Source organism: Actinomadura sp. NPDC048394 (assembly GCF_040651755.1).
Classification (GTDB): Bacteria; Actinomycetota; Actinomycetes; order Streptosporangiales; family Streptosporangiaceae; genus Spirillospora; species Spirillospora montaniterrae.
Genome location: NZ_JBEZJL010000024.1, coordinates 1 through 21654, shown reverse-complemented (window position 1 = coordinate 21654; position 21654 = coordinate 1). Strand labels below are relative to the sequence as shown.

Below are 21654 nucleotides of genomic sequence, written 5' to 3'. Positions count from 1 at the left end.
CGTCCGGCGGCGGCCGGACAGTCTCTTTTTGGAGGTCTGACCTGTGTCGCCGCTGGTCAGAGCGGCCGTTCCCGGCGATGCGGGGCGACCGGACGGGGCCGTCCGTACAGGTCCGCCAGATGGCGGTCCGGCATTTTCGCGAGATGCTCGCTCACCAGCGCCCGCGCCTCCTCCTTGTCGGCGCGCGGAATCTCGTCGAGGGTCGACAGGAACCCGCCCGCGGCGGCGAACTCGTAGAACTCATCGCGCAGCACCGAGCACAGCGCGGCGTCCTGGTATTCGCCGTCGAGATAGAAGTAGTCGCGCAGGATCCCTTCGAGCGTGACGTTCCACTGCGTCAGCGCGGGAAGCGCGTGCTTGTTGTACAGGCCGAAGAGGAATTCGACCCGGTGCGCGTTCTTCATGTGGAAGAGATAGTTGAGCAGCAGAACGCTGGCCTCCGCGCCGAGTCCCCGATCGTAGAGTTCGGGATCCCCGACGCCGGTGCCGATCACGTAGCTGCCCTCGTACTCCTCCTTCTCCGTCCAGGTGACCGCGCCGACCCGCCGCTTGCTGCCGTTCTCCACCACGATGAGGAAATGCGTCTTCCCGTGCAGGTTCTCGTTCCTCAGATCGTCGGCGGAGAACAGTTTCTGCTTTCCGAGGGCGTACCATCCGGACGCCGAGGAGAACCACTTGGCGAGGCGTTCGTAGTCGCCGGGAAGGCAGTGTTCGAGCGTGGTCAGAGTGCCGATCATGGTGGCTCCTCGCTATCCGATCCTCTTCACGGGGCCGCGCGCGGCGTCCCCGGCGGCCACGGCGCCCACCGCGCCCGCGCCGTCCATCGCCGCGCGGGCCCGGTCGACCTTCCCGTTGCCGTTGACGGGCAGCTCCGTCCGGTGCTCGAACGAGCCCGGCAGCATGTGCGGGGGCAGGGCTCCGAGGACCGCCGCCGCCAGGTCCGCCGCGGGCACCGGGCGGCCGGTGTAGATCGCCGCGAGGCCGCGCTCGTCTCCGTCCCCCGCCGGGAAGACGACGGCGTCGGCGACGTCCGGGTGGCGCCGCAGCACCGCCTCGACCTCGCCCGGCTCGACGCGGTAGCCGCGCACCTTGACCTGCTGGTCGAGCCGGCCGAGGTGGACGAGCAGACCGTCCTCGACGCGCACCCGGTCGCCCGTGCGGTACCAGTGCTCGGGCCCGTAGGGCCCCGGCCGGCACGGCACCCGCGCGGGCGCCGCCGGCGGAAGGGCGTAGAAGCGACCGGCGTCGGACCGGGAGTCGAGGTAGCCGGGAAAGCGCTGCTCGCCGCGCAGGCACAGCTCGCCCTCCGCCGCGGGCCGCCCGTCAGGGCCGATGACGACGTGCTCCACCGTCGGCAGCGGGCGGCCGATGGGCACGGTGCCGTTGCAGGAGGCGGGCCAGTCCGACGGTGATCGCGGCAGCTCGTAGGCGGTGCAGAACACCGCCGCCTCGGTGGGCCCGTAGGTGTTCTCGATGACGGTGTGCGGCGCGGCCTCGGCCCAGGCCGCCGCCTGCCGCGCGGTCAGCCGGTCGCCGCCGAAGCGCGTGCGCCGCAGGCCGGGCATGGAGCCCGGCTCCACTCCCCCGGCGCGCAGGCCGAGCGACACCGCGTACGGCACCGAGAACCAGTGCGTGATGCCCCTGCGGTTCACGTACGCCGACGGCCGCAGCGACTCGTTCCCCACCGGGACGACGACGGTCGCGCCCCCGCTCCAGGCCAGGAACAGGTCGCAGACGGACGGGTCGAAGGTCAGCTCGAAGGTGTGCGACACCCGGTCGCCCTTGACGACCCGGTACCGCTCGGCGCACGAGCGCAGGAAGGCGGTGACGTTGGCGTGCGTGACGGGCACGCCCTTCGGCACGCCCGTCGACCCGGAGGTGAACAAGATGTACGCGATGTCGTCCGGCTCGACGGACGCGGGCGCGGGCGAGGGCGAAGGCGGTGAGGAGGTCTGCGCGAGGCCGCGCGGTGAGCGGGGCAGCTCGACGATCACCGCCCGCGCCGCCGCCGCGATCCCGGCCGCCCGCGCGGCTCCGGGCTCGTCCGTGAGCAGCACGTCGATCCCCGTGGCCTCGGCCATGGCCCGGTTGCGGGGCGCCGGATACCCGGGGCCGAGCGGCACGACGGCGGCGCCGAGGCGCAGCGCCGCCAGGTAGCCCGCGTAGGCCGGGAGCGTGCGGGAGCAGAGCAGGCCGACCCGCCGGGGCGGTTCGCCACGTCGCCGCGCCATGAGCGCGGCGGTCACGGCCGCAGCCCGCTCCAGCTCGGCATAGGTCCAGCTCTCGTTCCCCACCTCCAGGGCGACGGCGTCCGGGTGGCGTGCGGCGCCCGCGGCGAACCACGAGTACAGGGAGCCGCCGCTCACGGCGCACTCCCGTCCGGGCGGCGGGTGACGTACGCGACGAGCCGGGGCCCGCCCGGCAGGTCGTCGCGCAGGACGACCGCCGCGTCGGCGATCGCGGGGTGCTCACGGAGCACCGCCTCCACCTCGCCCGGCTCGATCCGGTGGCCGTTCAGCTTGACCTGCCGGTCCATCCGGCCGAGGTACTCCAGCCCGCCGCCGGGGCGGAGCCGCACGAGGTCGCCGGTCCGGTACGTGACCGCGCCGCCGGCGTCCGGCACGAACCGTTCCGCGGTGAGGGCGGGCCGGTCCCGGTACGCCCGCGCGACGCCGGGTCCCCCGATCCACAGCTCGCCCGCGACGCCGGGCGGGGCGGGCTCGCGCCACCCGTCGCGGACGGTCGCGGTCGTCTCTCCGAGCGGGGAGCCGAGCGGGACGGTCACGGCGCCGGGCCGCAGCCGCGCGGCGAGCGACCACACCGTGGTCTCGGTCGGCCCGTACAGGTTCCATGCCTCGCCGGCCAGGCCGGTGAGGCGGTCGGCGAGCGCGGCGTCCAGCGCCTCGCCGCCGCACCAGGCGCGCCGCAGCCACCGGCCCGCCGGCGCGGCGAGCAGCAGGTTCCGCCAGCCGGTCGGCGTCGCCTGGACGGTGGTCACCCCGGCGTCCCGGACGAGCCCGGTGACGGCCCGCGGGTCGTGCTCGGCGCCCGGGGGTGCGATGACGACGCGGGCGCCCACGCTGAGCGGGAGGATCAGCTCGGCGAGGGAGATGTCGAACGTCGGGTTCGTCAGCGCGAGGACGGTGTCGGTCCGCTCCAGGCCGGGGCGCCGGGCCATCGCCCGGAACAGGTGCGCGACGGCCCGGTGGGGCACCTCGACGCCCTTGGGCCCGCCGGTCGACCCGGACGTGTAGATAACGTACGCCAGATCACCGGGTGCGGGTTCGTGCGGTGGCGGGGCGGACGGGGTGGCCTCCCCGCCGTCCCGGTCCATGAGCAGCAGCGGCAGACCGGAGGGCGCGGGCGGACCGGACGCCGAGGAGCCCACGACGACAGCCGGCCTCGCGTCGGACAGCAGGGATGCGAGGCGGTCCGGCGGATGCCCGGGGTCGAGCGGAAGGTAGGCGGCGCCCGCCCGCCACGCGCCGAGCATCGCGACGACCAGGTCGGCGCTGCGGGGCAGGAGGAGCGCCACCAGATCGCCGCGACCGGCGCCCGCGGCGCGCAGCCGGCCGGCGAACCGCTCGACCCGCCGGTCCAGCTCGGCGTACGTCAGCGAACGCGTCCCGTCGGAGACCGCGACGGCTCCAGGTAAGGCCGCCGCCATGCGACGCACCATCTCCGGTGGCGTCTCACCTCCCACGGCATCTGCGGAAGGCAACACGGCAGCCGGAACCGGGGCCGGAGATCCGCTGGTCATGCGCAGGTCACGGAGCGGCACGCCGGGGCGCTCGAGAGCGTCGCGGAGGAGTGCGCCCACGCATCCCAGCAGGCACCGCGCGGTCTCCGCGTCGTACAGGCCGGTGCTGTAGTGCAGCTGGAACCGCAGCTCCCCCGTGTTCGGCATCGTCGCCGTCAGCGCCAGGTCTGTCTGCACCGCCTCCACGAGCCCAGACACGTAGCGGCAGCCGGCGCCTGCCAGCTCCAGCGGCCGGTGGTCCGTCCGGAACAGCGTGAACAGGATCTGGAACACCGGTGTCGTGTCGAGCTGCCGCGGCGCCCGGGCCGCGTCCGCCAGCTCCAGCATCGACACGTCCTGGTGGGCCATCGATTCGAGCAGTTCCCGCCGCACCCGCGCGACCAGCGCCTCGAACGGCTCCGCGACGTCCACGGCCACCCGCAGCGGGAACGGGCTCGCGAACAGGCCGACGACACGCTCCACGTCCGGCCGGTCCCGCCCGGATGCGGGAACGCCGAACACCACGTCGTCCTGCCCGGCGTATCTCGCGAGGACGGCGCTCCACACGGCGGCGAGCACCATGAACGGCGACGCGCGCCGGGCGCTCGCGAACGCCGCCAGCCGGTCCCGCAGCCCGGCGTCGAGCCGGACCTCGTGCGTGGCGCCGCCGGTCGCCGCCCCCGCCGGGCGCGGCCGGTCCGGCGGGACGACGGTGAACGGCGGCGCCGTCGCCAGCCGGTCGCGCCAGAAGGCCGCCGTCCGGTCGCTGCGGCCGTCGCCGCGCGCCGCGTTCCGGCGCCGCGCGTGGTCGCCGTAGGAGAGGGGTGGCGGAGGCGTCCACGGTTCGCCGCGCAGGCCGGCGTTGTAGGCGTCTCCTATCTCCTCCCACAGGATCCCGAGCGACCAGGCGTCGGCCACCAGGTGGTGGACGACGAGGACGAGCGCCGAGCGGCCCGCCGACCGCCGGAAGAGCAGGGCGCGCAGCAGCGGCGGGCGGGTCAGGTCGAAGGGCCGGGTCGCCTCGGCCTTCGCCGGGTCGCGCCAGTCCGCGCAGCCGGTCGCGTCGACCTCGGCCAGCTCGACCGGCGCGTCCGCGTGGACCCGCGCCTCCGGCCGTCCGGCGACCTCGTGGAACGTGGTGCGCAGCGCATCGTGCCGGGCCGCGACCATCCGCACCGCCTCGGCCAGGACGCCGGCGTCCACGGGCCCGTCGATCTCGTGCGCCGCGGCCAGGTTGTGCATCGCGGTGCCCGGCAGCAGCCGTTCGCGCAGCCACATCGTCTCCTGGACGGGCGGCAGCGCGTACGCGCTCGCCGGTGGCGCCGCCTCCGGGGCGTCGGATGTCACGAGCCGGCCCCTTCCCTCAGCACGCGGGCGAGCCGCCGGACGGTCGGCTCCTGGAAGAACCGCAGCGGCGGGACCCGGGTCCCGAAGCGCCCGGACATGCGGGCCAGCGCGCGGACCGCGTGCACGGACGTGCCGCCGAGGCGGAAGAAGTCGTCGTCGGCGCCGACCGCCGGGAGCCCCAGCACCTCCGCGAAGATCTCCGCGAGCGCCGCCTCCCGCTCGTCGCCCGGCTCTCGCCCGTCGCCCGGCTCGGCCCGCGCGGGGCCGTGAGCGGCGTCCGGCGCCGGGAGGGCCGCGCGGTCGAGCTTGCCGCTCGGCGTTCTCGGCAGTTCCGGGAGCTCCACGATCAGGCTGGGGACCATGGCCGCCGGGAGCAGCCGCGCGGCGTGCCGGCGCAGCTCGGCGGCGAGATCGTCTTCGGGCGCGCGTCCCCCGGCCGCGCGTCCGCTGGGCGCGGGCTCAGCCATCGGCGGGCCCGAACCGCTCGGCGAGCCGCGCCACGGTGGCGAGCTCGAACAGGTCCCCCATCGTGACGTCCGCGCCCGGCTCCGCGCGCAGCTCGGCGAGGAGCAGCGCAGCCGTCCGCGAGTCGCCGCCGAGCTCGATGAAGTCGTCGTGCACCCCGACCCACCTGCGGTCGAGGACCCGGCACCAGAGGGCGGCGACGCGCCGTTCGGCGGAGGTGCGCGGCAGTTCGAAGCGGTACACGGCGGGCCAGGAGGCGAGCCGCTCGCGGACGGCCGCCGCGTCGGGCGCCCCGTCCGGGCCGCGGGGAATCTCCGGCAGCAGCGCGATGGTCGCCGGGATCGCCGCGATCCCGAGCTCCGCGGCCACGTGCGCGGCCAGCTCGGGTCCGACGGCGTACCCGTGCGGCACCACCAGCGCCGTCTCCCCCGGGCCGTCGCCGAGGCTCGGCAGCAGGACGGCCTCGCGCACGTCCGGATGGGCCCGCAGGACCGCTTCGACCCGTCGCGTCCCGCGGTCCGGGACGACCGTGCCGGTGCCTCCCGAGGGGGGACGGCCCCCGGCGCCTCCCGGCCCGCCGGCTCCGTCGTCGAGATCAGACACCCGTCACCTCCTGTTCGGCGAGGCGGCGCCGGTGCAGCTTGCCCGCCTCCGTGCGCGGCAGCTCCGTCACGAACCGCACCGTCCACGGCACCTTGTGCGGGGCGAGCCGGCCGCGCGCGAACTCCGTCACGGCGGCCTCGGTGAGCGCGCTGCCCGGCCGCCTGATCACCAGGGCGAGCAGCCGCCCGCCGAGCTGCGGGTCGGCCCGGCCCACGGCCGCGACGTCGAGGATGTCGGGATGCTCGGCGAGCGCCGCCTCGACCTCGGCGGGATAGACGTTGCCGCCGCCGACGATCACCATGTCGTGGCGGCGGGCCGCGAGGTACAGGTGCCCGTCGGCGTCGAGGCGGCCGACGTCGCCGACCCCGGCGAAGCCGTCGACCGTCCAGCGGACGCCGCCGGACGCGCCGCCGAGCTCCCGGCCCACCGCGTCGCGGCCGGTGGTGCGGCGCATGAACACCTCGCCCTCGACGCCGGGCGGGACGAGCCGTCCGTCCTCGTCGACGACGCGGATCTGCGTGCAGAAGCCCCGGCCGACGCTGCCCGGCCGTTCCAGCCACTCGTCGCCGCGCAGCAGCGTGGTCCCGACCGCCTCGGTGGCCCCGTAGACCTCGTAGAGGCGCGTCGGGCCGAGCACGTCGATCCAGGCGCGCTTGACCTCGGCGGGGCAGGGCGCGGCGGTGTGCATCACGGCGTTGAGCGAGCGCAGCGAGTACGCGGACCGCTCCAGCGCCGGCAGGCCCCACTGGAGATGGACGGGCGTGAGCTGCGCCCACTCGACCGCGTGCTCGTCGATGGCGCGGAGCATCCGGCGGGGGTCGAAGCGCGGCAGCACCACCAGTGTGTCGCCGCCGAGCAGGCCCTCCCAGCAGCACATGAACGGCGCGGCGTGGTGCAGCGGACCCGCGATCAGCTGGCGCTGGCCGCCGCGCCATCCCACGGCCCGCAGCATCGCGTTCGGCACTCGCGCCGGGTCGTGGTCGAGCGGGCGCGGATGCTCGATCAGGCGGGGCGTCCCGGACGAGCCGCCCGTGGCCAGCAGGTACCCTCCCCGGCCGTCCGCGACGCCGGGCCTTCCTGGCAAGGAGGCGGTGTCCTCCAAGGTCACCGCGGACCGGTGCGCGGACAGCGCGTCCAGCACCCGCGCCGCCTCCGCCTCCGGCATCAGCGGGTCCAGGGGCAGGAACGGCAGCCGCGCGCGCATGCAGGCCGCGAACGCGATCACGGTCCGCGCGTCGTTCGCCGCGTCGATCACCACCACGGGCGGCCGGGGGGTCGCGGCGGCCGGGACCACCAGCCGCGCGGCGAGGTCCGCCGATGCGGCGTCCAGCTCCGCCCGGCTCACCACCGTGTCCGGCGCGTCGGGCCCGCCGTCCACGATCAGCGCGGGCTCGTCCGGGCGGTCGCGCGCCAGCTCGCGGAACCGCTCGCCCGCGGGGACGGCGCCGCCCGTCATCGCCCGGCCTCGCACGGCTCGCGCCGCAGGGAGGCCGCGACCGTCCGCAGGCTCACCGGCGTCTCGACGTGCTCGGCCCGCAGCCCGCCGAAGCCGTGACCGGCGAGCGCGCGCACCGTGCGGGGCACCTTTCGGAGCCGTCCGCCGGCCGCCACGTAGTCGTCGCGGAGATCCACGTCGCCCACTCCCCCGTGCGCGGTCAGGAACGCTTCCCGTAAGGCCCGTTCGGCCGCCGGGTCGGCCACCGCACCGATCGAGGGGACCGGCGGCGCCTGCGGCCCCTCCGCGGCCTTCGGCTCCAGCCCGATCGCCGCGCCGAACTCACCGCAGCGCATGGCGCCGGCGGAGGCGTCGGCGAGGAGGAACAGTGCGCGCACCGTCCAGGACAGCAGCCGGTCGATCTCGGCGCGGGGAACGAGCGCGGTGTCGGCGTCGAGCGCGAGCATCAGCTCCTCGCCGAGCATCCGCGCCTGGAAGAGGGCGTAATCGGGGCGGCCCTGGTCGCTGCCCCTGTGCTCGACGGGCGGCTCCGCGTTTCCCGGCGCCCGTCCCGCCGGGGGACGTGCCGTGGCGGCACCGGGCGCGGGCAGGAAGTCGTAGTCGAGCTGGAACTCCGGGACGAACCCGCGCCCGCGCGCGGCGCGCACCACGGTCTCGCGGAACTCGTCAGGCGGGTATTCGGAGTGCGCGTAGGCGCTGAGGGACTCCCGCCACGTCCGCCGCACCACGTCCGCCATGACCGGGTCCCCGGACAGGTCGAGGACCAGGTAGGCCGGCTGGTAGAGCCCGAGGACGCTCGCGCGCTCGGCCGCCGTCGTCCGGTTCGCGCACAGGCTCCGGATGGGCACGCCGGACCGTCCCGTGCGCAGGGCCAGCACCGACGCGAAGGCCGCGAGCACGATGCTCGGCAGCGTCACCCGGTGGATCCGGGCGGCCTGCGCGGCGCGGGCCGCCAGGTCCGGCGAGCGCGTCGACGCCTCCACGTACCGCGGCGAGCCGGGCGGCGCCGGCGGGCCGGTGAACAGCGGGCCCGGAGCCCGGCCGAACACGTCGGCGAGACGGCCGAGCGCCGCGTCGGCCTTGGCCCGTCCGGCGGCGGAGCGCTCATGGTCCGCGCGCGCGAGCGGCTGCAGGAGCGCGCCCGCCTCCGGTGGAACGCCGCAGCGGCCGCGGAGCGCGGCGAGGAACTGGTGGCGCAGCCCGGCGACGGCCCCGCCGTCCATGACCGACCGGTCGCCGGCGAAGGCGACGGCCGGTACCCGCCCCTCCTTCACGCCGAGCACCGCCCGCCAGCGCGGGCCGTCCGGATCGCCGGCGCCGGGACGGCGGAAGCCGCCGAGCACCCCGGCCACGTCCGCGCGGAGCTCGCCCAAGGGGACGGAACGCAGCGGCATCGGCGCCGCGCCGGGCGCGTGGAGCCGCTGGTGGGGCAGGCCGTCCTCCCCCAGCGGCAGGCTGGTGCGCAGGACCTCGTGCCGGGCCGCGAGCTCCGCGAACACCGCGCGCACCGCCTCCGCCGTGGGACGTTCCGGCAGGTACCAGACGTCCGCCATCGGCGGGTAGGTCTCGTCCGGCGGGTTCCAGTACTGGCTCCACCAGACGGCCTCCTGGTACCACGTCAGCGGGCCCTCCCGTCCCGTCGTCCCGGCCATCAGAAGAGCCCCAGCTTCCCCGCCCGGCGCGCGTGCCGGACGCTCAGCCAGAGCAGCGCCATGGCGAGCCCGGCGGCGACAACGGCCTCGCCTAGCAGGACCGCCAGTCCCGGAAGCCGGGCCGCGAGACCCTCGTGCCCGGCCGTCACGGCGCGCAGGGCGTCCAGCACCTGCGTCGGCGGCAGCGCCTTGCCGACGGCGCGCAGTGGCTCCGGCAACACGGCGAGCGGGTAGGTCACCCCGCACAGGAGGGTGAACGCGCCCCGCGAGATCTGCAGGGCGCCGGACGCGTCCTGCAGCGACAGCGAGGCCGTCGCGAACACCGCGCCGAGCGCCATGAGCACGGGGAAGGCGAGGGCGAGCACGGCGAGCCAGCGGACGAGGTCCCCGCCGTCCAGCGGCACGCCGAACAGCAGCCGCATCGACGCGGCGGCGCTCGCGAACACCACCAGCACGGGGACGATCTGCGCCGGGGCGCCGCCGAACAGCAGGGTGAACCGGGACGCCGGGCTGGCGAACATGGTCTCGAAGGACCCGCGCTGGCGCTCCTGCCGCAGCGCCAGGCCCGGCCCCCACAGGACCGCGGTGATCCACAGGTAGACGGACCAGCCGAGATAGAGGAAGGCGACGTAGTCGTCGGTGCCCGCCCGCCGCTCGAACGCGGCGACCGACGCCGGGCCGCCGCCGCTGAAGGCCGTCGCCTGCGCGATGTACGCGAGCGGCAGCAGCAGCATCCAGACGGCCAGCGCCACGATCTCCGCGGGATAGCGGCGCATCAGCCGCAGCTCCTTGCGGGTCGTCGCGGCGATCGCGCGCAACTCGGCCTCCACGCGGTTCATTCCGCCGTCCCCGGGGCGGTGACCGCGAGGAAGACGTCGTGGAGCGTGACCGGCTCGACGTCCACGCCGTGGATCGTCGCGCCGTGCCGGTTGGCCGCCTCCACCAGCCGCGGCAGCAGGTCCACGCCCGGCGCCAGGTGCAGGGTCATCTCGGCGCGGAGCCCGTCGACGGACTTGTCCGCCACCGTCGCGAACCGGCCGACCGACTCCAGCAGGTCGCTGTCGCCGGCCCGGTCCCGCAGGACGAGCCGGACCCGGGCCACCTGGGTGGCCTTGACCAGCCGCTTCAGCTCGGCCGGGGTGCCGAGCCGGGCGACCCGGCCCCGGTCGATGACGGCGACCCGGTCGCAGACCTGGTCGGCCTCCGCCATGTCGTGCGTGGTGATCAGCACGCAGTGCCCGGCGTCCCGCAGCCGGCGGACCTGCTCGCGGAGCCGCTCGGCCGAGCGCGGGTCCAGGCCGGACGTCGGCTCGTCCAGCAGCAGCACGGCCGGCTCCTGGAGCAGCGCGCGCGCCAGCGACAGGCGCTGCCGCATGCCCGTCGAGTAGCGCTCGGCGTAGTCGTCGGCGCGGTCCAGCAGCTCCACGTCGCGCAGCACCCGCTCGATCCGGCCCGGCGTCTCGCGGGGCGGCAGGTGGTACAGCGCCGCGAAGTACTCCAGGTTCTCCCGGCCGGTCAGCTTCCAGTAGACGCTGCGCTCCCCGCCGATCACCACGCCGAGGTGCCGCCGCGCCTCCCGCGGGTGCGCGACCGCGTCGACCCCGCACACCTCGACGGCGCCGCGGGTCGGCTCCAGCAGCGTCGCGATCACCCGCACGGTGGTCGACTTGCCGGCGCCGTTCGGCCCGACCAGGCCGAAGACCTCGCGGTCGCGGACGGCGAGGTCCACGCCGTCGATCGCCGGGACCTCCCGCCGGGTGTCGGGCGCCCGGCGGATCCGCTGGGCGACGGTCCGCCGGCCCTGCCGGAAGTGCTTGGCCACGTCCGTCAGCGCGACCGCGACGCGGCCGCTCACCCGGCGCACCGCCGGGCGCGCCGCCGGGCGCGGTCCCCGACGCGGATGATCGGTGCCTTGCTCACGCGGTAAGTCGATCAACCGCGCGTCGCGCCGGACAAGTCACTCTTCGGAGGTCCGCGCCCCGTCGCACGGTCCGATGTCCCATAAATGAGCCATCCGAAAGAACAGCAACGTCTCATTTGATTGACAAGGAAGACCGCGATGGAGTCACTTACCATGCACACAAGTTGTTGATCACTCCGGGAGGACGCGACGGCATGGCGGGCTTCGCACTGGCACCGGACGACACCGACGCGGAACTGAGGGCCATCTGGGCGGAGGTCCTGGGGCGCCCGGTCGGGGACCACGAATCGTTCTTCGAGCTCGGCGGCGACTCCCTGACGGCGGCCCGGATCCTCACCCGGGTCCGCGAGCGCCTGGGCCGCTCGCTCACGATCCTCGACATCTTCGACGCCCCCACCCTCGGCGAGTTCTCGGCGGTCGTCGGACGCGCGGCCCCCCATCGCGAATGACCGGGGACGGCCTCTGGCTGACGCGCCTGACGGGGGATCCCGCGGAACCGGCGATCCGGCTGTTCGCCTTCCCCAACGCGGGCGCCGGCCCCAACGTCTTCACCGGCCTCGCCCGGCGGCTGCCCGGCTGGATCGACCTCTGGGCGGTGGCCCTGCCGGGCCGGGAGGCCAGGTTCGGGGAGCCCCCGCGCACGGAGCTGGCCCCCTTGACGGCCGAGCTGGCCGAGGCGCTGCTCCCGCACCTGTCCCGCCCGTACGCCCTCTTCGGCGACTGCTCGGGAGCCCTGCTGGCCTTCCTGGTGGCGCACCGCGTCCAGGAGCTCGGCGGTCCCGCGCCCGTCCGCCTCGTCGTGAGCGCGTATCCGCCGCCGGACATCGTCAACCGCACGCCTCGGGAACTGCTGGCGCTGGAGTCGGCGGAATTCTGGCGCCGGCTCGTCTCGCAGGGCCGGATACCGCCGGAGATCGCCGCGGTCGACGATATGCGCGAGGTGTTCGAGCCCGCTTTCCGCGCCGACTACCAACTGCTCGCCCAGTACGAACACCGGCCGATGCCGCCCCTGAACACCGCCATCACGTCGCTGTTCAGACCGGGGGACCCGAACGCGCGCCGCCATGCGGCCGGCTGGGCGGCTCACGGAAAAGGAGAACCGCACCACCGCGAGGTCGGGAACGGCGGGCGCACCACCGATTCGCCCGCCGCCCTCGGAGCGCGCCTCGCACAGACGCTCGGAGACCTGGCACCCTGAAGGATTGATGAGCTTGGGACACAGACCGGACGACATCCGCTCCCCCTCGGTACTCGACATCATCGACGCCGCCAACGCCGACCGCGCCCCGCAACTCGTCTTATTCCTGCACGACGGTTCGCTTCTGATGAGAGGCGTCCTCAGCGCCTTGGAGTCGGCCTCGCAGTTCTACCGCGTGACCGCGATCCAGACGGCCGGCGAAGTGAACGCGCTCCTCCAGGAAACGTGCGAGCCGCCCATCCTGCTGCTCGCCCTCCCGCAGATCATCGACGACCGCTTCCTCGACGACCTGCGCGGCTGGACGGAACGCTCCCTGGTGCTCGGCATCTCCCAGATGCTCGACCGCGACCGGCTGTCCACGCTGATCCGCGCCGGGCTGCACGGCTACCTCGACATGACCACCGAGGCCAGCACCCTCATCGTCGCCCTCAGCATCGTGGCCCGGGACCGCTTCTTCCTGTTCGGCTCGGTCGGCGGGGAGCTCTTCTGCGAGCCCACCGGGCCACCCGCCCCCGCCTCGGTCGTCCTGCAGAGCGGCCTCACCCAGCGGGAGGGCCAGGTGCTGACCCTGGTCGCCGAGGGCTGGACGCACAAGCAGATCAGCTCGAAGCTCGGCCTGTCCAAGGCGACGATCGACACCTACGTCCAGCGCATCCGGCAGAAGCTCGGCCTCCGCAACAAGGCCGACCTCACCCGCGCCGCGGTGCAGTACGGCCTCGGCGCCCCGGAGACCCCGCCGACGTCGCCGCGCGCCCCCGAGATGTCGTCCGCCCAGATCAGACGGCACGCCGGCAGCCGCTGAGGAGAGCCCGCCCCGGCTCGGACGCCGCCGGGGAGGTCCGTCGTGGGGCCATGGGTCTCCTCGTCTCGGTGGTGCGGGCTGGACGCGAGGAGACGCCGGCCGGGTCCCGGCACGGCCGGATCCGGCTGGCCTCGGCGCCCTCCGCTGACTTGTGTAATCAGTTCGCGGCGGGCGTTCTAGGACAAAGTTCGCCAGCCTTCGGCGGCCCCGGCGGGCAGGGTCAGACAGACTTGGGACCCGACGCGAATTGGACCTGTCCCCCCGAATGGACCGCCCATAGCGTCCGCACATGCGCAGGACACAACGTCTCGCCCTGGCGGCCGTCATGGCGTTTCCCCTCGTGGGATCGCTGTCGGCCGTCTCGGCCGCGGACTCCGGCGGCACCGCCACGGGGACCGTCTTCTTTCCGAATCCCGTCCAGCAGCTCGGTGACGAGTCGCTCACCGACGCCAAGGACGCCGACTACGCCGCGCTGGCGCCCGCCTACCGGAACGTCACCCTCACCGACCTCGACGGGTCGGGGACGCTGACCGGACGGTACGTGGCGGTCAAGAGCGAGACCGGCAAGGCGGTCCGGATCACCGGCGGCGCGCTGCCCGCCTACCACCGTGACACCGACCAGTTCGAGCAGGTCATGGGGTACTACTGGGTGACGACCGCGCAGCGGTATCTGCAGCATCTCGGGTTCGGGTCCGCGCTGCGCCCCGTCAACCAGCGGCAGATCGAGCTGCGGATCGACCAGTACGGCGGCGACAACTCGTTCTTCAAGGGGAACAAGGCCAACATCACGCTCGGCAAGGGCGGCGTGGACGACGCCGAGGACGCCGAAGTGATCGTCCACGAGTACGGGCACTCCGTGCAGGACGGCCAGGTCCCCGGGTTCGGGACGAACGCCGAGTCGGGCGCGATCGGCGAGGCGTTCGGCGACTACCTGGCGGTGGCGGTCACCAGCTGGGCGACCGGCGTGCCCACCAAGACGCCCGAGGCGTGCGTGGCCGACTGGGACTCGGTGGCCTACACGCCTGGCCCGACGCACTGCCTGCGGAGGCTGGACGGCACCAAGCACTACCCCGAGGACATCGTCGGCGAGGTCCACGCCGACGGCGAGATCTGGTCGCGCGCGCTCTGGGACATCCGCCAGTCCCTCGGCGCCGCCAAGGCCGACACACTGATCGTCGAGGCGCAGTTCGCGTTCGCGCCGGACACCTCGTTCAAGGCGGCCGCCCAGGCCACGGTCGCGGCGGCGCAGCGCCTGTACGGCCCGCAGGCGGCGCAGGCCGCGCAGTCGGCGTTCGCCGCTCGCGGCATCCTGTGACCGCACGGGAGCCGGCCTGACCTGAACGGCGTCCCCGCGGTCGGCATCGGCCGCGACCAGCGGATCCGCATCGGCTCGGCGGCACCGGAGCATCCGGCCGCCGAGCCGATGCGCGACCGCGCGAGTTTGGCGGCCTAGTGTCCAAGCGGATCCTGGCCTCCGCAGGTCGTGCAGCCGCCTTCCACGACCAGCACGGAGACGTCCTGGCGTCCTGGTCACCCGTCCGGACGGTCCGCTCAGCGAACGCCGAGCACGACGATGACCGTGATGAGCACGCCCAGGACGAGCCCGATCGTCTGGGGCGTCGCCTGCTTCCGCGCCCGCTCCGGCGGCCGTGACCGCGCGGCCGCGTCGGTGCTCGTCTCCCACCAGTTGAGCACCCGCTGAAAGTCCACCTGGAAATCGGGGTCGGGGTACCGGGTGCTGTGCTGGAGCGCGGGCAACGACCGGCGCCGCCCGTCCGCGAGGGTGATGCGCGCCGCGAGCACCGTCCCGTATTGGCTCTTGGTCTCCCGTACGTCGATCCACCGGATCTCGCGCCAGGGGTGGACACGACCACGCCCGAGACCCCGGCAGATGGTTATGCCGGCAGGCCCGACGCTGGTCCAGCTCCGGAGCCCCAGGGCGATGCCGAGACCGGCGAGCAGGGCCGTCCCGCCCAGAAGCGAGCACGAGCCCACGACGCCCAGCCGGGAGAAGGCCAAGGCCCCTTCGACGACCAACCCGAGGCCCAGAGCCGCGAAATGCGGCCACGACGGCCGGTATCGATCTCTCCCCCGGAAGCACAACTCGTTCACGGAGCGCACGCTACAACTCCACCCCCGAACGAACGCGTCACCCCCCGCCGGTCCTGCTCCGACTCCACTCCCAGAGGCAGACCGGACCATCCTAGAACAGGTCGGTATGTACAGCAGGGATACGTCCGGCTACGGCCAGTCCGGCAACGGCCACCCCAGCGAACGACTCGGGCGCCGGAGCTAGGTTCAGGCCATGTCGGTGTTGCAGTACACGCTCATAGGCGCAGCCGGCGGCGCATTAGTGGAAGCGCTGGACTTGTTCAAATGGATTACGGTCTGGCAAGGCGAACGCCGTACCAAGTCCGGCGCGCTTAAGGAATCACCGCCGAGCTGGAAATTGTACGTCGACGTGCCGAAGCACGTCTGGCTGCTGGTGATCCGCGTGCCGCTCGGAGCCGCCGCCGCCTGGTTGTTCAGCACGACCGACCAGATCAGCGGCGCCTACGCCGCTCTCGGCTTCGGTTTCGCCGCGCCCGCCGTCCTGGCCCAGGTCGGCTCGCTTCCAGGGGTGGACGAAGCGCTCCAGGATCCCGATCCCCCAGCTGCCGGGGACCCTGACCGTGCTCCCCCACCCGGCCCTCCTCCCGCGCCGGTACTGATCACGAACTCCACGGATGCGTCTTCCCCCGCCCCCACGGAGGACATCTCCTCCGCGAAGGGGGACGATGAGGATGAGGCACTCCCGGAGGACAAGCCATGAGCCGAACGTCGGCGCCGCGCCGCGCCCTGCGGCACGCGATGGGCCGCGGGTCCCCCCGCCGCGTCGCTCCTCCGCCCATCGACGGGTACTCGTTGCCGCGCCGCGTGCTGGCCGGCCTGCTCGGCGTCCGGCTTCGCGAGAGAACCTCGGGTGAGGGGTCGGGCGTCAGGCTCGTCCGCTGGAACGGCGGCTCCGCCCAGGTGTGGACGGGAGGACCGATGTACCAGGCCGGCCGTCCCATGATCATCGGCGAGGCCGACGAGGACCAGGCCGACGAGTAGTTCCTGACGGCCCGCCGCCCGCCCATCGTGCGGTGACCGGTGGAGGCAGCGGCTTCACGCCGGGGCTGTGGTCGCCGGCGTGGTCCAGCGCGTGCTGATGGCGGCGCTTTCCTGTCGTATGCCAGGCAGGCGAGCGTGGCGCGCAGGACGAAGTCGGCCACTTCGAGGGCGCGCTTCTCGGGCGCAGGCAAGGGGGCCGCTCCCCGCTCGCCGACGACCTCGAGCAGCAGGCCGGTGATGGCGTCAGGAAAGACCATGATGAGCCCGCTGGGGCCATCGACAGCTCGCCCCCCCCCCGCTACGCGGGCCCGGCCACCTTCTCCCGGCTCCCCCGCCTCGACCAGGTGGAACGCGCCGACATCGCCGTCGTCGGGTCCCCTTCGACACCGGCGTCTCGTACCGGCCCGGTGCCCAGTTCGGCCCCGCCCACGTGCGCGAGGCGTCAAGGCTGCTGCGCCCGACAACCCGGCGCTGGACGTCGCCCCGTTCGACATCGGCGAGGCCATCGACACCGTCCAGGCCGCCGCGCTCGACCTCACCGCCGCGCGGCACCCGGCTGGTGACCATCGGCGGCGACCACACCATCGCCCTACCCCTGCTGCGGGCCGCCGCCGAACGGCACGGCCCGGTGGCGCTGGTCCACTTCGACGCCCACCTGGACACCTGGACACCTACCTCGGCGCCGCGTACACCCACAGCACCCCGTTCCGCCGCGCCGTCGAGGAAGGGATCCTCGGCACTGAGGCCCTCTGCCACATCGGCACCCGCGGCCCCCTCTACGGCAAGAAGGGCCCCAGAACGACCGCCGCCTCGGCTTCGGCATCCACACCGCCGCCGACGTCCTGCGCCGGGGCGTCGACGAGATCGCCGACCGGCTGCGGGCCCGGGTCGGCGATCGTCCCGTCTACGTGTCCGTCGACGTCGACGTCCTGGACCCGGCGCACGCCCCGGGCACCGGCACCCCCGAAGTCGGCGGACTCACCAGCCGCGAACTGCTGGAGATCCTGCGCGGTCTCGCCGGCCTCGACCTCGTCTCCCTCCTGGCGAGCCGGGTCGAACGGGAAGCCTGACATGCCCGAGCGGCTCTTCACCGTCACCGAGCCCGCGACCGGCCAGGTGGTTGCCACTACCCGACCGCCACCGACGCCCCCGTCCAGACCGCACTCGCCGCCGCTGAGGCCGCAACGTGGGGCCAGACCAGCACGGTCGCCGACCGCACTGTCCTGCTGCGACGGGTCGCCGACCTCCACCGCGAACGGCGCCCCCCGTTGGCGTGCTGCTAGGCAGCACGCCGTGGAACTTCCCGGCCTACCAGGTCGCCCGCTTCGCCACCCCAACCTCGCGGCCGGCAACACCATCGTGCTGAAGCACGCCCCGCAATGCCCGGCCTCCGCCGCGGCGCTGGGGCAGATCTTCCTCGACGCGGGCTTCCCCGCGGGCGCCTACGTCAACGTCTACGCCACCAACGATCAGGTCGCCGGCATGATCGCCGACCCGAGCGTGCAGGGCGTCTCCCCCACCGGCTCCGAACGCGCCGAACTCCCTTTCGGCGGCATCGAACGCTCCGGTTTCGGCCGCGAACTCGGCCGCTCCGGCATCGAGGAGTTCATCAACAGAAAGCTGATCCGCGCCCTCACCCAATAAGCCGCGCAACCCGCGCGCTAGTCCTTGCAGTGTTCGCTGGTCTCGATCGTCGCCGCGGCCACCACCTTGGCGCCGGGCGGCAGCGCCTCGGAGGACCAGTAGGTCGCGCCCTGCTCGTCGGTCACCCCGCCCAAGTAACGCTCCCAGGTCGCGTCCATCAAGACCGCGCTCAGCTGAAACCGCGTTCCTTTGCGGGTGCCGGAGGTACCGACCTGGATCGGGACCGTCCACCTGCCTTGCTCGATATGGACGGTCGATTCGAAGTAGTACCGCTCGTTCAACTCCTGGGTCGCCACCGCGATGCTCTTGCCGGGGGGCGGGGTCCCTTGGCCGCGCGCCTCGAACGAGCACTTGGTCTTCACCACGGTGTCCGGCTCTGGATCGGTGAAGGCGAACGTCGCCGATCGGGTCGGCCGGTCGTCCGCTGCGCCATGGTCTGGGAGCACCACCGGCTTCAGGGCAATCACCGCTGCGATCGCGCCGATGACACCCGCGATCACACCGAGCACTTCCAGGCGCCGGCGCCAGGGGCCGTGCCCGTCATCCGCGATCTCGTCCGGGTCCTGTGTCTGCACCGGCCGCGTCCTCTCGTTCCGCCCGACCTGGAGATGGCGATCCCAGCGGCGACGTGAGATCCGCAGCAACCCATCCGCGGACACGGGCATCGCCGTGGCCACTAGGGGACGTGCCGTGAACCTGGGAGGGACCCATGGCGTGGAGTGGGGTCGACGGCCGAGCGTGCCGCGGGGTGCGATCGGTGCTGGACAGGGGGACGGAGAGGCCATCGCGCAAGCGCACTCGGTGGGGGCTGATCAGGTTACGTGGTGTTCGTTGCACCATTGGGCTATTGCTCGCGCTGCCTCTTGCAGCGTGGGGCCGTCTGGGGGGCGGCCGGTCGGCGCGTACTTGATCTGGATGTCCCGCAGCGCCTCGACCGTGGTCTCCTCGGCGGCCGTCACCGCCTGCTGCATGGCGGTCTCGTTCGCGCTGGCCGTGCCTTCCACGCCCAGGAGGGCGTCGTGACAGGCCAGGCGCGCGGCCAGATCGTAGGTCGCGGGCGGCGCCGTGGGTGGCGGGACGGCGGCGCGCCGGGGCTTGGGGGTGTCGTCGTGCGCGTGCACCAGGATGCCGACCGCCACCACGACCAGGACGGCGGCGATGGCCGCCATCACAGCCACCAGTACGGCAGGACGGCGAGAGGGCTGCCGAAGATGCACAACCGGTAGACGCGTCGCGTGGCGGGACGGTGGCCAGGGCGCCCGGATCCGGTCACCGGAGCCGGTGGGAAGGGGTCAGGGGGCCGTGCCGACGATCAGGGGCAGGGTTTCCCAGCCTCGGACGGTCGAGGTCTGGGCGAGCTTGGCGTTGTCCCAGTCGACTTCCCAGGTGGGGAAGCGTTTGAGGATCTCTTCCAGGGCGATCCTGCCTTCCAGGCGGGCCAGTGCGGCGCCCAGGCAGTAGTGGCCGCCTAGGCCGAAGGTGAGAAGGTGGCCCATGTTGCGGTGGATGTCGAAGCGGTCGGGGTCGGGGTAGCGGTCTTTGTCGCGGTTGGCGGAGGCGACGATGAAGACGATGGCGCTCCCGGCCGGGACGGTCTGGCCGTGCAGTTCCACGTCGCGGGTGACGTAGCGGGCGATGGAGTGGCCGGTCGGCTCGTACCGAAGGATCTCTTCGATGGCGCCCGGGATCAGCGACGGGTCGGCGGCCAGTTCGCGGCGGGCGTCGGGGTGGCGTGCCAGGACAGCGCCGGTCCAGCCGATGAGGCGTCCGGTCGTCTCGTTGCCCGCGCCGGCGACGACCGAGACGTAGGTGAGCACCTCGTCGCGGGTGAGGGTGCGGGTCTCGCCGTGCTCGTCCTGGAACTCGGCGGTCAGCAGCTCGGTCATGAGGTCGTCGGACGGGTGCTCGCGGCGCCAGTCGATGTACTCGGCGAAGGCGTCGGCGTTAAGGACCGCGCCGCCGTCGAGGTCCATGCGGCCGCCGTCCTCGGTGCGCAGCGAGTCGTCCACCATGTCGCGGATGGCGGGCTGGTCGGCCTCGGGGATGCCGAGCAGCATGCCGATGACGCGCATCGGCAGTTCCGCGCCGACGGCGGCGACCAGGTCGAAGCCGTCCAGGCCGGTGAGCGGGTCGAGGGTGCGGACGCAGAAGTCGCGGACCTTCGGCTCCAGCATGCCGATGCGCCGGGGGGTGAACAGCCGGGACAGCAGGCGGCGGTGGATGTCGTGGGTGGGCGGGTCCTCGAAGATGACGGTGCCCGACGGGATCTCCAGGCCCGACTGGACGATCTCCAGGATGTCGCCGCGGGCGGAGGAGAACGTCCGCCAGTCCGGCAGCCCGCGCGCCACGTCGGCGGCCCGGGTGAGGGCGTAGAAGTCGTGCTTGCCGTTGTAGTAGAGCGGCATCTCCTCGCGGAGCCGCCGGTAGGTCGGGTACGGGTCCTGCGCGAGCGCAGCGTCGTAGGGGTCCCAGTAGATCTCGCCGCCGGCGTTCACCTGCCGCACCTCCAGGGGGTCGTGGGAAGGGCCGTCTCGCCGGACGCGGCGGTCGACGGACCATGCTGAACAGGTGTTTAATGCTGAACGACTGTTTAGCATTCGCTTCCGGCGCGCGTCAAGGAGACGACGTTTGGAAAGGTCTTTGCGCGCTCGGTCACGTGGGCATCCGTGGATATTGCGCGCCCGCTTCTAGCGTGGGTGCCATGCCGGAGGTGACCGAATACGCACCTGGAACGCCGACTTGGGCCGAACTGGCCACACCGGATCTGGAGGCGTCCAAGCGGTTCTATTCCGGACTGTTCGGCTGGTCGACCTACACGGTGACCGTGGACACGCTCGGCGACTACGAGATGTGCACGCTCGGGGGACCTCAGGGGCCGCAGGTCGCCGGCCTGCAGCCGATGGCCGACGACACCCTGCCTCCCTCCTGGACGTGCTTCTTCCGTACCGCCGGAATCGGCGGCACCGCGGACGCCGTCCTGGCGGCGGGCGGCCGGGAGCTGACCGGGCCGGTGCAGGTCACCCAGTTCGGGCGGATGGCGCTGTTCGCCGACCCGGAGGGCGCGTCCTTCGCCGTCTGGGAACCCGACGAGCACCAGGGAGCCGAGGTGGCCGGAGAGCCGTCGACGCTGTGCTGGGTCGAGCTGGCGTGCCGCGACGTCGACCGGGCCCGCGCCTTCTACGGGGCGGTCTTCGGCTGGCGGGCCGTCGACCGGGAGTACTACGGCCCGACCTACACCAACTTCAAGATCGGCGACCGGGCGGTGGCCGGGATGGTCCGCATGGACGAGCAGTGGCCGCCCCATGCCGTGCCGCGCTGGACGCCCTACTTCGAGGTCGCCGACTGCGACGCCGCCGCCGCGCTGGCAGCCGGCCTCGGCGCCCGGGTCCGCGTCCCGCCGTCCGACATCCCGCCCGGCCGCTTCGCGATCCTGACCGACCCCGCGGGGGCGCGCCTGGGCGTCATCGCGCCGGCCCGTCGCCGCTGAAGGGCGAGCACGGCCGTGCGGTGCCCGCTCGGCTCACGGGCCGCGGGGGCTCCCATCAGGACGACTCGCGGACCACGATCTCGGCCCGGACGAGTTCGAAGACGATCGACGGGTCGCGGCTGCGGTCGCGGACCATGGCGTCGATGCGCTCGGCGACGTCCGCGGCCGTCGGCCCGGCCATGACGCGCACGGAGGTGAGCCGCGGCCGCAGCAGCCTCGCCAGCGGCAGGGCGGCGGCGGGCGCGGC

General features: G+C 73.7%; 23 protein-coding genes and 1 pseudogene. 10 read left to right on the top strand and 14 right to left on the bottom strand.

Going from position 1 to position 21654, the window contains the following annotated elements:
- Positions 1–56: 56 nt before the first annotated feature.
- Genes AB0C78_RS19070 through AB0C78_RS19030 form a run of 9 tightly spaced genes read right to left on the bottom strand, consistent with a single transcriptional unit; the run spans position 57 to position 11117 of the window.
- Positions 57–737: a GNAT family protein gene (locus AB0C78_RS19070; RefSeq protein ID WP_360749402.1), complete on the bottom strand. Its 681-nt coding sequence runs from the start codon at positions 735–737 to the stop codon at positions 57–59.
- Between the two features lie 12 nt (positions 738–749).
- Positions 750–2366 (bottom strand): amino acid adenylation domain-containing protein, encoded by a 1617-nt coding sequence (locus AB0C78_RS19065; protein WP_360749399.1) that lies wholly within the window; start codon positions 2364–2366, stop codon positions 750–752.
- Positions 2363–5086: an amino acid adenylation domain-containing protein gene (locus AB0C78_RS19060; protein ID WP_360749396.1), complete on the bottom strand. Its 2724-nt coding sequence runs from the start codon at positions 5084–5086 to the stop codon at positions 2363–2365. Before AB0C78_RS19060 ends, AB0C78_RS19065 begins: the two co-directional genes overlap by 4 nt.
- Positions 5083–5553, bottom strand: coding sequence for a phosphopantetheine-binding protein (locus AB0C78_RS19055; protein WP_360749393.1), 471 nt, complete (start codon positions 5551–5553; stop codon positions 5083–5085). Before AB0C78_RS19055 ends, AB0C78_RS19060 begins: the two co-directional genes overlap by 4 nt.
- Positions 5546–6154, bottom strand: a complete 609-nt coding sequence (locus AB0C78_RS19050) for a phosphopantetheine-binding protein (RefSeq protein WP_360749390.1) — start codon at positions 6152–6154, stop codon at positions 5546–5548. The genes AB0C78_RS19055 and AB0C78_RS19050 overlap by 8 nt, the downstream gene beginning before the upstream one ends.
- Positions 6147–7610 (bottom strand): AMP-binding protein, encoded by a 1464-nt coding sequence (locus AB0C78_RS19045; protein WP_360749387.1) that lies wholly within the window; start codon positions 7608–7610, stop codon positions 6147–6149. The genes AB0C78_RS19050 and AB0C78_RS19045 overlap by 8 nt, the downstream gene beginning before the upstream one ends.
- Positions 7607–9262 (bottom strand): hypothetical protein, encoded by a 1656-nt coding sequence (locus tag AB0C78_RS19040; protein WP_360749384.1) that lies wholly within the window; start codon positions 9260–9262, stop codon positions 7607–7609. The genes AB0C78_RS19045 and AB0C78_RS19040 overlap by 4 nt, the downstream gene beginning before the upstream one ends.
- Positions 9262–10101: an ABC transporter permease gene (locus AB0C78_RS19035; RefSeq protein WP_360749382.1), complete on the bottom strand. Its 840-nt coding sequence runs from the start codon at positions 10099–10101 to the stop codon at positions 9262–9264. The genes AB0C78_RS19040 and AB0C78_RS19035 overlap by 1 nt, the downstream gene beginning before the upstream one ends.
- Positions 10098–11117 (bottom strand): ABC transporter ATP-binding protein, encoded by a 1020-nt coding sequence (locus AB0C78_RS19030; RefSeq protein WP_225991209.1) that lies wholly within the window; start codon positions 11115–11117, stop codon positions 10098–10100. The genes AB0C78_RS19035 and AB0C78_RS19030 overlap by 4 nt, the downstream gene beginning before the upstream one ends.
- A gap of 260 nt (positions 11118–11377) precedes the next feature.
- On the opposite strand from AB0C78_RS19030, the gene AB0C78_RS19025 reads away from it, so the two are divergent.
- From AB0C78_RS19025 to AB0C78_RS19010, 4 genes are all read left to right on the top strand, one after another.
- Positions 11378–11632 (top strand): phosphopantetheine-binding protein, encoded by a 255-nt coding sequence (locus tag AB0C78_RS19025; RefSeq protein WP_360749377.1) that lies wholly within the window; start codon positions 11378–11380, stop codon positions 11630–11632.
- Positions 11629–12381, top strand: coding sequence for a thioesterase domain-containing protein (locus AB0C78_RS19020; protein ID WP_360749375.1), 753 nt, complete (start codon positions 11629–11631; stop codon positions 12379–12381). Before AB0C78_RS19025 ends, AB0C78_RS19020 begins: the two co-directional genes overlap by 4 nt.
- A 13-nt stretch (positions 12382–12394) precedes the next feature.
- Entirely contained in the window at positions 12395–13183 is a 789-nt protein-coding gene (locus tag AB0C78_RS19015; protein WP_360749372.1) for a response regulator transcription factor, read from the top strand.
- Between the two features lie 289 nt (positions 13184–13472).
- Positions 13473–14498 carry a M4 family metallopeptidase gene (locus tag AB0C78_RS19010; RefSeq protein WP_360749369.1) on the top strand — a complete coding sequence of 342 codons (1026 nt, stop codon included), beginning with the start codon at positions 13473–13475 and terminating at the stop codon, positions 14496–14498.
- 236 nt (positions 14499–14734) lie between these two features.
- Here the strand turns inward: AB0C78_RS19010 and AB0C78_RS19005 are convergent, their stop codons facing one another.
- On the bottom strand, positions 14735–15295 hold the full coding sequence (locus AB0C78_RS19005) for a PH domain-containing protein (RefSeq protein WP_360749367.1): 561 nt from the start codon (positions 15293–15295) through the stop codon (positions 14735–14737).
- A gap of 193 nt (positions 15296–15488) precedes the next feature.
- Between AB0C78_RS19005 and AB0C78_RS19000 the strand changes: the two genes are divergently transcribed.
- The 5 genes and pseudogenes from AB0C78_RS19000 to AB0C78_RS18980 all read left to right on the top strand — a co-directional run bounded on the left by AB0C78_RS19000 (position 15489) and on the right by AB0C78_RS18980 (position 17920).
- Positions 15489–15995: a hypothetical protein gene (locus AB0C78_RS19000; RefSeq protein ID WP_360749364.1), complete on the top strand. Its 507-nt coding sequence runs from the start codon at positions 15489–15491 to the stop codon at positions 15993–15995.
- On the top strand, positions 15992–16276 hold the full coding sequence (locus AB0C78_RS18995; RefSeq protein ID WP_360749361.1) for a hypothetical protein: 285 nt from the start codon (positions 15992–15994) through the stop codon (positions 16274–16276). The genes AB0C78_RS19000 and AB0C78_RS18995 overlap by 4 nt, the downstream gene beginning before the upstream one ends.
- A 430-nt stretch (positions 16277–16706) precedes the next feature.
- Positions 16707–16901: pseudogene (locus tag AB0C78_RS18990) on the top strand (arginase family protein); the annotation flags it as partial.
- A 124-nt stretch (positions 16902–17025) separates the two neighbouring features.
- Positions 17026–17346, top strand: a complete 321-nt coding sequence (locus tag AB0C78_RS18985; RefSeq protein ID WP_360749703.1) for an arginase family protein — start codon at positions 17026–17028, stop codon at positions 17344–17346.
- Positions 17347–17569: 223 nt separating this feature from the next.
- The gene (locus AB0C78_RS18980) at positions 17570–17920 is read left to right on the top strand and encodes an aldehyde dehydrogenase family protein (RefSeq protein WP_360749358.1); all 351 of its coding nucleotides are present in this window, start codon (positions 17570–17572) and stop codon (positions 17918–17920) included.
- Positions 17921–17937: 17 nt separating this feature from the next.
- Here AB0C78_RS18980 and AB0C78_RS18975 read toward each other — a convergent pair whose 3' ends face one another.
- From AB0C78_RS18975 to AB0C78_RS18965, 3 genes are all read right to left on the bottom strand, one after another.
- Positions 17938–18495, bottom strand: a complete 558-nt coding sequence (locus tag AB0C78_RS18975) for a hypothetical protein (protein ID WP_360749355.1) — start codon at positions 18493–18495, stop codon at positions 17938–17940.
- A gap of 237 nt (positions 18496–18732) precedes the next feature.
- The gene (locus AB0C78_RS18970) at positions 18733–19089 is read right to left on the bottom strand and encodes a hypothetical protein (protein WP_360749352.1); all 357 of its coding nucleotides are present in this window, start codon (positions 19087–19089) and stop codon (positions 18733–18735) included.
- Positions 19090–19212: 123 nt separating this feature from the next.
- On the bottom strand, positions 19213–20415 hold the full coding sequence (locus AB0C78_RS18965) for a cytochrome P450 (protein WP_360749349.1): 1203 nt from the start codon (positions 20413–20415) through the stop codon (positions 19213–19215).
- A 206-nt stretch (positions 20416–20621) separates the two neighbouring features.
- Between AB0C78_RS18965 and AB0C78_RS18960 the strand changes: the two genes are divergently transcribed.
- Complete coding sequence (locus AB0C78_RS18960) at positions 20622–21407, top strand: VOC family protein (protein WP_360749346.1); 786 nt, start codon at positions 20622–20624, stop codon at positions 21405–21407.
- A 55-nt stretch (positions 21408–21462) separates the two neighbouring features.
- Here the strand turns inward: AB0C78_RS18960 and AB0C78_RS18955 are convergent.
- The coding region (locus tag AB0C78_RS18955; RefSeq protein ID WP_360749343.1) for a hypothetical protein at positions 21463–21654 on the bottom strand (192 nt) is incomplete at its 5' end.